The following is a 13,592-nucleotide window of genomic DNA, read 5'->3' as shown; positions in this document are numbered from 1 at the left end:
CACACGCGGATCCGCGCCGAGCTCGGCGGCGCCGGGATCTGCAACGGCTGGGGCCTCACCGAGCATCCCGTCGTCGGCTACGCCGCGCCCGGGTCCCCGGACGACCGGATGGAACGTACCGCCGGCCGCCCGGCGCCGGGCGTCAGCGTGCGGGTCGTGCGCGCCGACGACACGCCCGCCGCCCCCGGGGAGGAGGGCGAGCTGCGCCTGCGCGGCCCGCAGCTGTTCGCCGGCTACACCGATCCCGCCCTCGACGCGGACGCCTTCGACGAGGCAGGCTACCTGCGCAGCGGCGACCTCGGCTACGTCGACGCCGAGGGCTGGCTGCACCTGACCGGGCGGCTGAAGGACATCATCATCCGCAACGCGGAGAACATCTCGGCGCTGGAGGTCGAGGCGGTCGTGCTGCGCCATCCGGCGGTCGCCGAGGTCGCCGTCGTCGGGCTGCCCGACGCCCGCACGGGGGAACNCGCCGTCGCCGTCGTCGTGCCCGACCCCGACCAGCCGACGCCGACGCTCGCGGCGCTCGTGGCGTTCTGCCGCGCCGAGGGCCTCGCCCCCTACAAGATCCCCGAGCAGCTCGAACTCGTCGCCGAGCTCCCCCGCAACTCCATGGGCAAGGTCCTCAAGCGCCAGCTCCAGCTCGCCCTCTGATGCCGAAGCTGGACTCCACCGGAACTGACTGAGCTGCAGGAATAGTCGAATTAGGGTGAGAGGGTGGGGCGACGTCGGCGGGGACTTGGGCAGGAGGGCATGGGATGAGTGGCGCGTATGACGGCGTGCGGGTCCTCGACGCGAGTGGGGCGATCGCGGGCGCGATGGCCGCGATGTACCTGGCCGACCAGGGCGCCGACGTCGTGCGATTACTCCCGCCGGGGCGCGGCCCGCTCGACGGCGGCCCGGGTGCGCTGTGCTGGGACCGCAACAAGCGGCTGTGCGCCCTCGACCGGGCGGCGCCCGCCGGGGCGGCGCAGCTTCGCCGCCTGCTCGCCGCCGCCGACGTGCTCGTCGTCGACGACACCCCCGACGAACTCGACCGCGACGGCCTCGACCCGGACGGTGTGCGCGCCGCGCATCCGGACCTGATCCACCTGTGGCTGCCGCTGCTCGCCCCGGCGGCGCCGTGGGGCCGGCTGCCGGCCGACCCGCTGCTCGCCGACGCGGTGTCCAGCGCCTCGGGCGAGCACGGCTCCTACGACGGTCACCCGCTCGCGCTGGTCACCCCGATCGCCGCCTACGGCCAGGCCATCCTCGGCGCGACCGCGGTCGCGGCCGCCCTGCTGGGCCGCGACGGTGCCGGCGGCGGGGGTGCCGGTCGCGGGAGTGCCGGCCGTGGGCGGGCGGTGCTGGTCAGCGGGCTGCACGCGACGGCGGCGATGCAGGCCGCGAGCCTCACCGACGCCGAGGGGATCATCCGCGCGAGCCAGCCGGGGGGCGGCGGCTCGTCGCCGAACTACCGGCTCTACCGCTGCTCCGACGACCGCTGGCTCTACCTCGGCGCCCTCACCGAGCCGCTGTTTCTCACCGCGCTCGACGTGCTCGACCTGTTCGAGGTGCTGACCATGCCGGGCGTGGACGGCTCGATGCTGAACATGCTGCGTCCCGGCGTCGGCGCCCCGGTCGTCGCACGGCTGGCGGCGCGCTTCGCCGAGCGGCCGCTGGCCCACTGGGAGCGGCTGCTGACCGACGCCGGGGTGCCCAACGCCCCGGCGCAGACCCGCGACGAGTGGTGGGCGGGCGAGGTTGTCGCGTCGAACGGGATGCGCCGGGTGCACGTCCATCCCGAGCTCGGCCCGGTGGAGATCCCCGGTGATCCGGTCCGGCTGAGCCGCACCCCGGGGACGTTCTTCCACCTGCCGAGCACGCAGGCGTTCGTCGACGCCGCAGCGGTCTGGACCGATCCGCGCCCCGCCGCGGCGGCGGGGGAGCCGGCGGGGGAGCCAACGGGGGAGCCGGCGGCGCCGCTGGCCGGGCTGCGGGTGCTCGACCTGGGCAGCTTCGTCGCCGGGCCGTTCGGCTCGACGCTGCTCGCCGACTACGGCGCCGAGGTCATCAAGGTGGAGGGGCCCGGCGGCGATCCCTACCGGATCTACACCGTCTCCTTCCTCGCCTTCCACAAGGGCCAGGCCGACATCGTGGTCGACCTGAAGACCCCCGAGGGTCGGGAGACGTTCCACGACCTGGTGCGCAGCGCCGACGTCCTGCTCGACAACGTCCGCCCCGGCGTGCGCGAGCGCATCGGCACCGACTACGCCACCCTCGCCGCGATCAACCCGCGGCTCGTGCGCGGCACGGTCACCGCCTGGGGCACCGGCAACCCGCTGAGCGCCACCCCCGCGTTCGACCCGCTGCTGCAGGCCCGCTCCGGGCTCATCACCGCCCAGGGCGGCGCCGGNGCACCCTGCCAGAGCGCCATGCTCGTGCACGACATCGGCACCGGGTCGCTCGTCGCCTTCGGCATCCTCGCCGCGCTGTACGCCNGCCGGCGCGACGGGCTCGGCCAGGAGGTCGTCACCACGATGGTGAACTCCTCGGTGATGATGCAGGCCGGGGAGTTCGTCCGCCACGCCGGGCGGCCCGCGCCGGCGGTGGGCGGCCACGAGTACGTCGGCGACACCGCGGTGCACCGGCTGTACCCGTGCAAGGAGGGCTGGGTCGCCGTCGCCGCCACGACCCCCGAGCACGCCGCCGCCCTCGTGGCCGCGTTCGGCGAGGGTTCGGAGCCTGGCGGGGGATCGGGGCTCGGCGGGGGATCGGAGGTCGACGCCGTGGCGCTGCTGCGGGCGCCGGCGCGGGGCCCGGCGGCCGAGCGGATCACCGCGGCGCTCGCCGGCCTGACCGGCGCCGAGGCCGCCGACCTGCTTGCCGCCGCGGGCGTGCCGGCCGCGCCCGTCCTCGACCGCGGCGGGTTCCTGACCGATCCCTGGTTCGCCGCGGCGGGCATCCTCACCCGCATCGACGAGCCGGACCTCGGGCCGTGCACGGTCGTGCGCCGCTACGCCGACTGGTCCGGCAACCCGGTCGAGATCACCGCGGCGGCGCCGCCCCCGGGGGCGGACACCCGCCGCATCCTCGCGGGTCTGGGCTACTCCGACGACCGCATCGCCGAGCTCCTCGCCGCGGGGGCCGTCCGGGAGCACGCCGCGCCGTGATCCAGCCCTGGGGAGGCCCGGCGGCGCTGGCGTGACGGCCGTGGCGCGGTTCCGCGGAACACCATGATCGTTGAGCTGGGCGGCGTCAGGCGGGATCGGTCCGCGGCAGGTCGCCGGCCTCGCTCAGCGCGAAGACGGTCCGGGAGTGGTAGGTGTCGTTGAACTCCCACAGCCGGCTGATGCGCTCGCCCGAGAACTCGAACAGGAAGTGGTACGCCTGGTCGTAGTGCCTGCCGGCGACGGTGACNGCGTGGCCCTCCGTGAGGGNGGCGACGCGGTCGTCCTCGGCGGTGAGCGTCGTGATGGTCTGCTGGATCGGCGCCCGCAGCAGCTCGGTGTTGACCCAGTCGATCGACGCGCGCATCTGGTCACGGTCGGAGAACCGTCGCGTCGACAGGCTGAACCAGGCGGCGTCGTCGGTGAGCAGGTCGAAGGCGCCGGCCACGTCGCCGGCGTTCATCCGGTCGAAGAACGCCCGCACCGCCGCCTTGTTCCGTGCCACCGCGTTCCGTGCCACCGCGTTCCGTGCCACCGTGTTCTGTGCCGCCGTGTTCTGTGCCGCCGCACCGGTGTCGGTCACCTCGGGGGTTCCTTTCGTCGGCGCGGCTCCTATGCTGAACATCTGTTCAGTGGGGCGGGCGCAGGCAGCGAGGGGGATGGGTACATGTCGACGCAGCTGACCGGGCCGGAGGATCTCACCGCGAAGGCGCGCATCCGGGCGGCCGCCTTCGCCCTGGTCGCCGAGCGGGGNGTGCACTCGACGACCGTGCGCGGGATCGCCCAGCGCGCGGGCGTCTCACCGGCCCTGGTGATCCACCACTTCGGGTCGAAGCAGGGGGTCATCGACGCGATCTCGACGTGGATCGTGGAGTACCTGCACCGCAACACCCGCGAGCCCGACCGCGGCGGCGACCCGGCGCAGGCGCTGCAGCGCCGGCTCGTCCGCTTCGAGCGCATGGTCGCCGAGGTGCCGCTGCTCGGCGCCTACGTCCGCCGGATGCTGCTCGACGGCCAGCCCGACGGCCTGGACTGGTTCCGCCGCGCGGTGGACCTCTCCGCGGAGGAACTCGCCCACCGCGAACGCATGGGCAAGGCCCGACCGTCGACGGACCTGCGTGCCGAGGCGGCGATGCTGTTCATCCTCGGCTTCGCCCCGGTCCTGCTCGGCCCGATGCTGGAACACGCCCTGGGCCTCGACTTCGACGACGAGCGGTCCTGGACGCGGTGGCGCGACGCCGAGTCCGAGCTGCTGACCTCCGCGCTCTACCCCGGCGCCGCGACCACCGACGCGCCCTGACCGGCCGGCCAGGGCGCGGCCGGTTCAGGTGCTGAGCCGGTTCNGGTGCTGGGTCGGTTCAGGTGCTGGGCCGGTTCAGGAGGTGCGGGGGAAGTGGAGCATCGTGCGGGCGTTGGTCTCGGTGATCTTCACGACCTCGTCGTCGGGGACGTTCGCGAGGACCTCGGCGGCGCGCTTGCGGCTGTTCGGCCAGTTCGAGTCGGAGNGCGGGTAGTCGATCTCCAGCATGATCCGGTCGATGCCGACCTTGTGNCGGTTCTCCAGGCCGAACTCGTCGTCGATGAAGCAGCCCCAGAAGTGCTTGCGGAACAGGTCGGAGGGGCGGGCGTCGAAGTCGATCGGCTGGTAGTAGCGGTGGCGCTCCCAGACGAAGTCGGCGCGCTCGAGGATGTAGGGAATCCAGCCGATGCCGCCCTCGGCCAGGGAGAACTGCAGCTTCGGGTGCTTCTGGAGGATCCCGGAGAACAGCAGGTCGGTGGCCGACCACATGAGGTTGGTCGAGAAGATGGTGATCGCCACGGCGAACGGGGCGTCGGGGAGGACGACCTCACCGGGAATGGCGCGGGTGGCGGCGAAGGAGAAGCCGGGCACGTAGCTGNCCGAACCGAAGTGCAGCGAGATGACCATGTCGGTCTCCTCGCAGGCCTCCCACACGGGCTCCCAGGCGGCGTTGTGGAACGAGGGCAGCCCCAGCGGCACGGGGCTGTCGGGGAAGGAGATGGTCCGGGCGCCCTTGGCGGCGGTGCGACGGATCTCCGCCGCGGCGAGCTGCGGGTCCCAGGTGGGGATCAGGGCGAGCGGGATGAAGCGGTCCGGCGCGGCCGCGCACCACTCGTCGATGTGGAAGTCGTTCCACGCCTGCACGCACAGCAGCGCGAGGTCCTTGTCGGGCGCGCGCTGGAACACGCCGCCGCCGAAGCCGGGGAAGGACGGGAAGCACAGGGCGGCCTGGATGCCGTCGAGGTCCATGTCCTTGACCCGGGCGACCGGGTCGTAACAGCCGGGGATCATCTCCTCGTAGCGGACCGGGTCGATGCCCCACTCCTGCGGCGGGCGGCCGGCGACCGCGTTGAGGCCGACGGTCGGGAAGACCGAACCGTCGTAGTGCCAGACGTGCTTGCCGTTCAGCTCGACGATGCGCGGGCCCTGCTCGCGCAGCGCCGCCGGTAGCCGATCCTGCCAGACGCGGGGATGTTCGATGAGGTGGTCGTCCACCGAGACGATCTGATGATGATCCTGCAGCGGCATGAGACGCGCTCCCTCGTCGGTGTTGCGGTTGGGCGCGAGGCAGCGTACCCAATGTTGACGCATTCGTCACCTGATCGCTGTCCGCCGGTCAGGCGACTGCGTAGTGCAGCCGAGTGTCGACGTGCCGTGCAGACTGGGCAGATGCCTCGCGCACGCGAGGGAGCTGCGCGCCATCGCGGTCCGCCGGGCGTTCCGGCGGTCCGCCGGGGCCCTCCGTTGGCGGTGGCGTCAACTACCGTGATGTCTCTCCGCCCGTCCGCCTCACGGGCACGTCACCGCGCCGCCGTCCACCCACCGTAGAATGATGTTCCACGGGCCGTGGCCGGCCGCCGGCGCGCGCCCAGGGATCTGCTGTGCGCCGACGAAGGGAGCGCCGATGGCGAGTCCGCTGCGCTACCTCGACGATCCCGCCGCCCTGGCGCGCGAGCGCGCGGCGTTCATCGCCGCGGCGCTGGACCTGCTCGCCGCGACGGACACGGTGGACCTGCAGGTGAGCCGGATCGTGGCGCGCGCCGGGCGGCACAACGCCGCCTTCTACCGGGTGTTCGGGTCGAAGGACGGGCTGACCCTCGCCGTGGTCGAGGAGGCGACGCGGCGCACGGCCGTGGTGGTGGAGCGCCGTGTCGCCGCCGCCGAAGCGCCCGTCGAGGCGGTACGCACCTGGGCGGTGGCGCTGCTGTCGCTGGCCCGGGGCGAGGCGGCGCGGGCGATCCGCGCCCTCGCCCTGGACCGCTACCGTCTGCTGCACCNCTTCCCGCAGGCCGAGGCGACGCTCACTCTCCCGCTGCGCCAGCCCCTGACCCNCACGTTGCGCCGCGCCGCNCTGCCGCGGGCGGAACTGCTCGCCGACGCCGCGTTCGAACTGGTCATGAGCCGCCAGGCAGCCTGGATCGCCCTTGATCACCAGCCCGACGCCGACGAGGTCGCCGCCTACGCGGAGCTGGTCCTGGACCTCGTCGGACTGGCCCAGCCCGCCGCCTCGCGGTAGCCGGGCGCACGCAGGGGCGCCCCGGAGCCAGTGGCCCCGGGGCGCCCGTCTGCGTGTGCCGCCCGCGAGGGCAGGCGGAACCGTCAGCTCGCGCCGAGCTTGAAGATCCCGGTGGTGTCGAGGGAACGGAAGTTCGTCAGCGTGCCCTCCTTGTCGGAGTCCGCGATGAACCCGGTGGTGGAGCAGATGTTCGGCGAGACCGAGTTNGCCTTGCCGTTGCACTGGAAGGTCGCGCCGCCGCCGAGCGGGTACGTGGTGGGCGGCATGGTGTGCAGCGCCGTGGCGATGGCGGCGGGGCTGGCGTCCGTGCCGGGCACGGAGTTCACGCCGCGCACCAGGCCGAGCATGNCCTGGTAACCGCTCATGCTGATCGCGTCGAACTTCAGGCCCTTGCCGTAGGCCTTGAGCACGGCGTCGAACAGCTTGAACTCGGGCGTGGACGGGTCGANGTTGGCCTGCGCGATGATGTTGACGCCGGAGAAGCCGCCGGGGATCGACGCGCCGTGGTCGGCGCCGATGCAGCGGTCCAGCGCGGTGATCGGGGCGGTGATGCCGAGGGCCTTGATCGCCTTGATGGCGCTGGCGCAGAACGTCGGGTCACCGATGACGTGGTACATCGCCGGCTTGTTCTTCTGCGCGGTCTGGACCTGCGGGGTCATGTCGGCGGTGCCCGGCGGGATCGCGATGACCTCGGCCTTGGTCCCGGCGTTGGCGAAGAACGGCGGGATGAGCTGCTTGGCCGGCTCGCTGGCCGCGGGCACGTCGATGACGAACACCGCGGCGCTGGTCAGCTTCTTGTCCCGGGCGAAGGCCGCGGGCGTACCGAAGGAGCCCAGGGGGTTGCCCCAGATGAACGTGTCCTTCGTCGACAGGCTGGCCTGGGTCGCGACGAGGTTGAGGGCCACCGGGATGCCTGCCGGCGCGACGATCTTCAGCCAGGGGTCGGTCTGCCCGGGGCTGCCGGCCGCGACCACGGAGACCTTCTCCCGCAGGAACTGGTTTCCGCAGGCCTGCGCNCTGGCCGGGATGGACTTGTCCTCGCAGGGGACGAGCTCGATCTTGTGACCGTGCAGGCCGCCGAGGTGGGCGTTGGCGTAGTCGACGACGGCCTGGGCGGCCCGGATCTCGCCGGAGGTGTCGACGGCCTGCGTGCGGCCGGTGCTGACCCAGCCGACCTTCACCGGCGTGCCGGTGGCGGCCTTGGCGGGACCGAGCAGGCTGCTGTCCGACTTCGCGGCCCCGCCCGTGCTGCCGCCGCCACCGCCGCTGCTGCCGCCGCAGGCGGCCACGCCGGTGGCGACCGCCACGGCGAGCGCCACGGCCGACAGGCCGGCGCGGGCGCGCCCGCCGGATCGGGACAGGTGCCCGCGGGAGCGGGTCGGACACGCGCGCCGAAGCGGTAATCGCGAGCTGGAGATATGCACGCTGGAACTCCTCGTGGTGTTCGGGAAGTGCCCGGGGTCGACCCGGGTGGTGCGAGAGCGGAGCCCCGCGACGGGCGACGAGCCGTCGAGTCCGTCGGCCGCTCGGTCGAGATCGTCAGACCCGCGGGAGGACGGCCTCCTCCGCGGGATCGTGTGCGGCATCCGGACGTCGTCCGGCCGGCGGTCGGCTGACGTCCGGCCGCGATTGTGGCTTAGGTCACGTTGGGTTGTCAATGAGCGGTTGTGATCACCGATGNGGGCGTCCCGTCGGCGCACGTGCCAGGATGGGAACGCCGTTCCCGGCCGGTGCGCGGGGGCATGGCAGCAGGGTGGATCCGTCCCGGTGGGAGAGGCAGAACAGTGGACCTTGGCATTCGTGACCGGGTGGCGCTCGTCGTCGGCGGCAGCAAGGGGATCGGGCTCGAGGTGGCGAGGATGCTCGCGGCCGAGGGCAGCCGCGTCGCCGTCGTCGCCCGCACGCAGCGTCACATCGACTCCGCCGTCGCCTCCATCGCGCAGGCCGGCGGCGAGGCGGTCGGGGTGTCGGCGGACATGAGCACCGCCGAGGGCATCACCTCGGCCGTCGCCGAGGTCACCGACCGGCTCGGGCCGCCGCTCATCGTGGTCACCCAGGCCGACTTCCACGTGCGCGGCTTCTTCGCCGAGATCACCCGGGCGGAGGACTACGTCGACTCCTACCGGACCTACACCCTCAGCCAGGTGCACATGCTGCACGCGGTCCTGCCGGGGATGCAGGAGGCCGGGTTCGGGCGCTACGTCCACATCGGCTCGGCGACCGCCAAGGAGCCGCAGAGCAAGCCTCCGCACACGGTGGCCAACGCCACCCGGCCGTCCACCGTCGGCCTGCTCAAGAGCGTCGCCGACGAGTACGCCCGCCACGGCATCACCATCAACACGATCGCCCCGGGCTGGATCGCGACGAAGACGACGAACTGGTACCTGTCGACCCACGAGGGCCTGACCGAGCCGGACGCGCGGCGCGAGTGGATGATCGAGACCGCGGGGGTGCCGGCGGCCCGGCTCGGTGAGCCCGAGGAGATCGCCTCGTCGATCGTCTACCTGTGCTCGCGCCAGGCCGGCTACCTGACCGGGCACTACATCGCCGTCGACGGGGGCCACCACCGCTCGGCCTTCTGATCGGCCCGCCGGCCCGCCGGCCCGTGAACGCAGCGTGACGCCGGGTGCGGAGAGGGTCCCCCGGCGGGCCGCGAACCGGCCGTTTGCCGCCCGTTCCGCCGCAGGTCACGGCATCGCTTGACAGGCTGTGAAGTAAGACACAAGAATCCAATGAGTTTAACTCAATCGGGGGGCCGGCGAGATCCGTCACGCGCCCCGAGGTCCTGTCGAGGCGCGGTGCTCCGCGACCTGCGCAGGCCTGNGCGCCCCTCCCGCTCTGGGACGATCCTGCGGAGTGACTTTTGAGTCAACATATTGTTTTCCTGCTCCTCGGCCTCGGCAACGGTGCGGTGTTCGGTGCGCTCGCGCTCGCGCTCACCATCACCTACCGAAGCTCGGGGATCATCAACTTCGCGACGGGCANCATCGCGCTGCTCGCCGCCTACGTCTATGCCTACCTGCGCTCCGGTGAACTGATCAACCTGATCCCCGGCACGCCCACGACCATCGACATCGGTGGCGATCTACCGATGGGTGCGGCGTTGCCGATCGCGGTGGTGCTCTCCGCGCTGCTCGGCCTCGGGCTGCATCTGGTGATCTTCCGGCCGCTGCGCAACGCCCCGCCGGTCGCGAAGGCGGTCGCCTCGCTCGGCGTCTCGCTGGCGATCACCGCACTGATCNCCGCGCGGATGGGCACGACCGCCGTCGNGGTCGACCCGATCTTCCCGACCGACCTGTGGAAGGCCGGCTCGATCAACGTCCCGAGCGACCGGGTCTACCTGGCGATCACCGTGCTGGCGCTCGCCGCCGCGATCTCGCTCGTGTTCGCCCGCACCCGCTTCGGCCTCGCCACCCGCGCGACGGCGTCGAGCGAGAAGGGCGCGTACGTCAGCGGCATCTCCCCGGACCGGATCGCCGCCGGCAACTGGATGATCTCCTCGGCGGCGGCCGGGCTGGTCGGCATCCTCATCGCGCCGATCGTCCCGCTCATCCCCGTCTCCTACACGCTGTTCATAGTCCCCGCCCTGGCGGCGGNGATCATGGGCCGGTTCCAGTACGTCCTGTGGGCGGCGGTCGCCGGCATTGTCATCGGTGNCCTGCAGTCCGAGGCGCAGTACCTGCAGAACAACTACGACTGGCTGCCGTCGTCCGGCCTGCCGGAGCTCGTCCCGCTCGTTCTGATCCTCATCGTCCTCGTCGTGCGCGCCCAGCCGCTGCCCGGCCGCGGAGCGGTCATCACCCGCAACCTCGGCCGTGCCCCTCGACCGCACAACGTCGTGCTGCCGACCGTGGTTCCGACCGTTCTCGGTGTCGTGGGCCTCATCGCGTTCACCGGCGACCTGCGGGACGGACTGATCTCCACGTTCGTCTACGCCGTCATCGCGCTGTCGGTCGTGGTCGTCACCGGCTACGCCGGGCAGGTGTCGTTCGCCCAGCTCCCCCTCGCCGGGGTCGCGGCGTTCCTGGTCGGGCCGATCTCCGAGCACCTGCACATCGCCTTCCCCTTCGCGCCGATCGTCGCCGCGCTCGGCGCCACCGTCGTCGGCGTGGTGATCGGCCTGCCCGCGCTGCGCATCCGCGGGCTGACGGTCGCCGTGGTGACCTTCGCGCTGGCGTTCGCGCTGGAGGCGCTGTGGTTCCGCAACCTCGACTTCGTCGGCTCGTCCGGCGCGGCGGTGCCCAACCCGGAGATCTTCGGGTGGAACCTCGGCGTCGGCAGCGGCTCGGACTTCCCTCGGGTGACGTTCGGGGTGGTCTGCCTGCTCGTGCTCGTGGTCGTCGGGCTCGGCGTGGCCTGGCTGCGCACCAGCACGCTGGGTTCACAGATGCTCGCCGTGCGCGCCAACGAGCGTTCCGCCGCGGCGGCCGGCGTCAACGTGGTGCGGGTCAAGCTCGCCGCGTTCGCGCTGGGGGCGTTCATCGCCGGTATCGGCGGGGCGCTGCTGGCCTACAAGTTCGGCAACGTCACCAACGACCCGTTCACCGCCATCGTCGGGCTGACCTTCTTCGGCACGGTCTACCTGGCGGGCACGACCTCGGTCTCCGGCGGCCTGCTCGCCGGGGTCACCGTCGTCAACGGGCTGCTCTACGCGCTCGTCGACAAGGTCGTCTCCACCGGCGTCTGGTACGAGGCGGTGGCGGCGCTGCTGCTGATCCTCACCGTCGTGTTCAACCCCGAGGGCGTCGTCGGCCCGGCCCACCAGCTGATCGAACGTCGCCGCTCGCGGTCCGCGACCACCCGCTCGGACGCGCTCGTCGCACCCGAGGACGCCGTGGTCGCCCAGGCCGGCGAGATCGTCGCCGACGCCGAGGCGGCGACCGCCGCGTCGGCGGTCACCTTCGACGACGACGGCGGGCCCCTGTTGACCGTGCGCGACCTCACCGTCCGCTACGGCGGTGTGCTCGCCGTCGACAGCCTGTCCCTGGCCGTGCCGCCGGGGCGGATCGTCGGCCTCATCGGCCCGAACGGAGCCGGCAAGACGACGGCGATCGACGCGATCAGCGGATTCGCGCGGGCCACCGGCAGCGTGGCGCTCGGCGACCAGGACGTGTCGACGCTGCGCCCGCACGAGCGGGTCCGCGCCGGGCTCGGCCGGACCTTCCAGGCGATCGAGCTCTACGAGGACCTCAGCGTCCGGGAGAACGTCAGCGTCGGGCTGACCGCGGGCGCCTCGCGGCGCCAGGCCGGCAGTTCCCGTTCCGAGGAGGTTGCGGCGACCCTCACCCTGCTGCGACTCACCGCGGTGGCCGACCGTCCCGCCGGTGAGCTCTCCCAGGGCNAGCGCCAGCTCGTCTCCATCGCCCGGGCCCTGGTCGGGCGGCCACGGGTGCTGCTGCTCGACGAACCCGCGGGTGGGCTCGACACGGTCGAGAGCCACTGGCTCGGCCAGCGGCTGCGCGACATCCGCGCCGCCGGCGTCACGATCCTCATGGTCGAACACGACATGAGCCTCGTGCTCAGCCTCTGNGACGAGATCCACGTGCTCAACTTCGGCAAGGTGATCGCGCACGGCACCCCGGCGGAGATCCGTAGTCATCCCGCCGTCGCCGAGGCCTACCTCGGTAGCACCCACGCGGAGGAGGTGTTGGCATGACCGCGACGAACGAGCCGACCGCGAACGAGCCCACCGCGACCAGCGAGCCGACCGTGACGAACGAGCCCACCGCGACCAGCGAGCCGACCGTGACGAACGAGCCCACCGCGACCAGCGAGCCGACCGCGATCAGCGAGCCGACCGCGACCAGTGAAGCGACCGCCGAAAAGCCGTCCGGGACGACGGACACGGTGGCGGCGAAGCCGGCCGATACTGCGAAGCCGGCCGATACTGCGAAGCCGGCCGATACTGCGAAGCCGGCCGATACTGCGAAGCCGGCCGACACGGCCGAACCAACTCCGGCGGAGGAGCCGACTGCCGTGCCGACGGCGGCTGCCGAGCCGGCCGCGGCCAGCGAGCCCGCCGCAGTGAAGGAGCCCGCCGCAGTGAAGGAGCCGGCTGCGGTGAGCGAGCCGGCTGCGGTGAAGGAGCCGGCTGCGGTGAGCGAGCCGGCGGTCGTGAAGGAGCCGGCCGTGGGTACCGCCGCGCCGGCGGTCGGCGGGGCCGGGACGGGCGCCGCCACGCCGCTGCTGGCCGTGCGCGGGCTGGAGGCCGGCTACGGTGCCGTGCGGGTCGTCCGGTCGTTGGACCTGACCGCGGACAGCGGCACGGTGCTCGGCGTTCTCGGCCCGAACGGCTCCGGCAAGACCACGATGATGATGACCCTCGCCGGGCTGCTGCCGCGGCTGGGCGGCGAGGTGCTGGTGGACGGCTCGCCGGTGCCGGGGGGACGGCCGGCGGCGGCGAACCGGGCCGGCATCGTGCTCGTCCCCGACGATCGGGCGCTGTTCCCCGATCTCGACGTCCGGGAGAACCTCGTCGTCGCCCGGCGTTCCGGGGGATACAGTCTCGACGACGTCGTCGAGCTGTTCCCGAGCCTGGGCAAGCGGCTCAATGTGGCGGCGGGTGCGCTCTCCGGCGGGGAGCAGCAGATGCTCGCCGTCGCCCGCGCGCTCGTGCAGAAGCCGCGGGTGCTGCTCATCGACGAGATGAGCATGGGTCTCGCGCCGGTGATCGTCGAGGGCCTGCTGCCCGTGGTCCGCCGGATCGCCGACGAGACCGGGGCCGTCGTCATCCTCGTCGAGCAGCACGTCCAGCTCGCGCTGGAGGTCGCCGACCAGGCGGTCGTGCTCGTGCACGGCGAGGTCGTCCGCAGCGGCCCGGCCGCCGACCTGGCCCATGACCGGGCCGGTCTCGAGGCCGCCTACCTGGGAGCCGAGGCGGGCGCCTCCGCCTGATCCCACATTCTTT

Annotated in this window: 6 protein-coding genes and 19 pseudogenes; 15 read left to right on the top strand and 10 right to left on the bottom strand. The window is 72.7% G+C overall.

The window, feature by feature from the left end; genetic code table 11:
* From UK94_RS70485 to UK94_RS70470, 5 genes and pseudogenes are all read left to right on the top strand, one after another.
* Positions 1–469 (top strand): annotated as a pseudogene (locus tag UK94_RS70485) (AMP-binding protein); the annotation flags it as partial.
* A 1-nt stretch (position 470) separates the two neighbouring features.
* Positions 471–654: pseudogene (locus UK94_RS70480) on the top strand (cyclohexanecarboxylate-CoA ligase); the annotation flags it as partial.
* 104 nt (positions 655–758) lie between these two features.
* Positions 759–2,395: pseudogene (locus UK94_RS29880) on the top strand (CoA transferase); the annotation flags it as partial.
* Between the two features lies 1 nt (position 2,396).
* Positions 2,397–2,480 (top strand): annotated as a pseudogene (locus UK94_RS70475) (hypothetical protein); the annotation flags it as partial.
* 1 nt (position 2,481) lies between these two features.
* The coding region (locus tag UK94_RS70470) for a CoA transferase (protein ID WP_235490631.1) at positions 2,482–3,152 on the top strand (671 nt) is incomplete at its 5' end.
* An 85-nt stretch (positions 3,153–3,237) separates the two neighbouring features.
* Here the strand turns inward: UK94_RS70470 and UK94_RS70465 are convergent.
* Positions 3,238–3,399 (bottom strand): annotated as a pseudogene (locus UK94_RS70465) (ketosteroid isomerase); the annotation flags it as partial.
* Between the two features lie 21 nt (positions 3,400–3,420).
* On the bottom strand, positions 3,421–3,732 hold a 312-nt coding region (locus UK94_RS70455), incomplete at its 3' end, for a nuclear transport factor 2 family protein (protein ID WP_235490628.1).
* An 84-nt stretch (positions 3,733–3,816) separates the two neighbouring features.
* Here UK94_RS70455 and UK94_RS75465 point away from each other — a divergent pair.
* Both UK94_RS75465 and UK94_RS29870 read left to right on the top strand, forming a co-directional pair.
* A pseudogene (locus UK94_RS75465) lies at positions 3,817–3,902 on the top strand (TetR/AcrR family transcriptional regulator); the annotation flags it as partial.
* Between the two features lies 1 nt (position 3,903).
* Positions 3,904–4,449 (top strand): TetR/AcrR family transcriptional regulator (locus tag UK94_RS29870; protein WP_235490626.1); only part of this gene is annotated, 546 nt, incomplete at its 5' end.
* Between the two features lie 75 nt (positions 4,450–4,524).
* Here UK94_RS29870 and UK94_RS70450 read toward each other — a convergent pair.
* From UK94_RS70450 to UK94_RS70435, 4 genes and pseudogenes are all read right to left on the bottom strand, one after another.
* A pseudogene (locus tag UK94_RS70450) lies at positions 4,525–4,654 on the bottom strand (amidohydrolase); the annotation flags it as partial.
* A gap of 1 nt (position 4,655) precedes the next feature.
* A pseudogene (locus UK94_RS70445) lies at positions 4,656–4,701 on the bottom strand (hypothetical protein); the annotation flags it as partial.
* Between the two features lies 1 nt (position 4,702).
* Positions 4,703–5,047: pseudogene (locus UK94_RS70440) on the bottom strand (amidohydrolase); the annotation flags it as partial.
* Position 5,048: 1 nt separating this feature from the next.
* Positions 5,049–5,460 (bottom strand): amidohydrolase family protein (locus UK94_RS70435; protein ID WP_268761720.1); only part of this gene is annotated, 412 nt, incomplete at its 3' end.
* 538 nt (positions 5,461–5,998) lie between these two features.
* On the opposite strand from UK94_RS70435, the pseudogene UK94_RS70430 reads away from it, so the two are divergent.
* Positions 5,999–6,446, top strand: a pseudogene (locus UK94_RS70430) (TetR family transcriptional regulator); the annotation flags it as partial.
* A 446-nt stretch (positions 6,447–6,892) separates the two neighbouring features.
* On the opposite strand, the pseudogene UK94_RS70425 reads toward UK94_RS70430, so the two are convergent.
* The 4 pseudogenes from UK94_RS70425 to UK94_RS70410 all read right to left on the bottom strand — a co-directional run.
* Positions 6,893–7,033, bottom strand: a pseudogene (locus UK94_RS70425) (branched-chain amino acid ABC transporter substrate-binding protein); the annotation flags it as partial.
* A 1-nt stretch (position 7,034) separates the two neighbouring features.
* Positions 7,035–7,133: pseudogene (locus UK94_RS70420) on the bottom strand (hypothetical protein); the annotation flags it as partial.
* 1 nt (position 7,134) lies between these two features.
* A pseudogene (locus UK94_RS70415) lies at positions 7,135–7,701 on the bottom strand (ABC transporter substrate-binding protein); the annotation flags it as partial.
* 1 nt (position 7,702) lies between these two features.
* A pseudogene (locus UK94_RS70410) lies at positions 7,703–8,271 on the bottom strand (hypothetical protein); the annotation flags it as partial.
* A gap of 198 nt (positions 8,272–8,469) precedes the next feature.
* Here UK94_RS70410 and UK94_RS29850 point away from each other — a divergent pair.
* From UK94_RS29850 to UK94_RS76650, 7 genes and pseudogenes are all read left to right on the top strand, one after another.
* Positions 8,470–9,267 (top strand): SDR family oxidoreductase, encoded by a 798-nt coding sequence (locus tag UK94_RS29850; protein ID WP_041939352.1) that lies wholly within the window; start codon positions 8,470–8,472, stop codon positions 9,265–9,267.
* A 329-nt stretch (positions 9,268–9,596) separates the two neighbouring features.
* A pseudogene (locus UK94_RS70405) lies at positions 9,597–9,669 on the top strand (hypothetical protein); the annotation flags it as partial.
* A 1-nt stretch (position 9,670) separates the two neighbouring features.
* Positions 9,671–9,926: pseudogene (locus UK94_RS70400) on the top strand (hypothetical protein); the annotation flags it as partial.
* A gap of 29 nt (positions 9,927–9,955) precedes the next feature.
* Positions 9,956–10,281: pseudogene (locus UK94_RS70390) on the top strand (ABC transporter); the annotation flags it as partial.
* 1 nt (position 10,282) lies between these two features.
* Positions 10,283–10,341, top strand: a pseudogene (locus tag UK94_RS70385) (hypothetical protein); the annotation flags it as partial.
* 1 nt (position 10,342) lies between these two features.
* Positions 10,343–12,026 (top strand): annotated as a pseudogene (locus UK94_RS70380) (ATP-binding cassette domain-containing protein); the annotation flags it as partial.
* A gap of 311 nt (positions 12,027–12,337) precedes the next feature.
* On the top strand, positions 12,338–13,579 hold the full coding sequence (locus UK94_RS76650) for an ATP-binding cassette domain-containing protein (RefSeq protein WP_313949615.1): 1,242 nt from the start codon (positions 12,338–12,340) through the stop codon (positions 13,577–13,579).
* Positions 13,580–13,592 lie beyond the last annotated feature (13 nt).

Origin of the sequence: Frankia sp. AvcI1, assembly GCF_001420875.1 — a bacterium.
GTDB classification, from domain to species: Bacteria; Actinomycetota; Actinomycetes; order Frankiales; family Frankiaceae; genus Frankia; species Frankia alni.
This window is presented reverse-complemented; position numbering and strand designations above follow the sequence as displayed.

What these genes read in the sequence shown, in the direction of transcription:
- UK94_RS76650 (WP_313949615.1), top strand. Translation starts at nt 12,338, where the DNA reads ATGACCGCGACGAACGAGCCGACCGCGAACGAGCCCACCGCGACCAGC.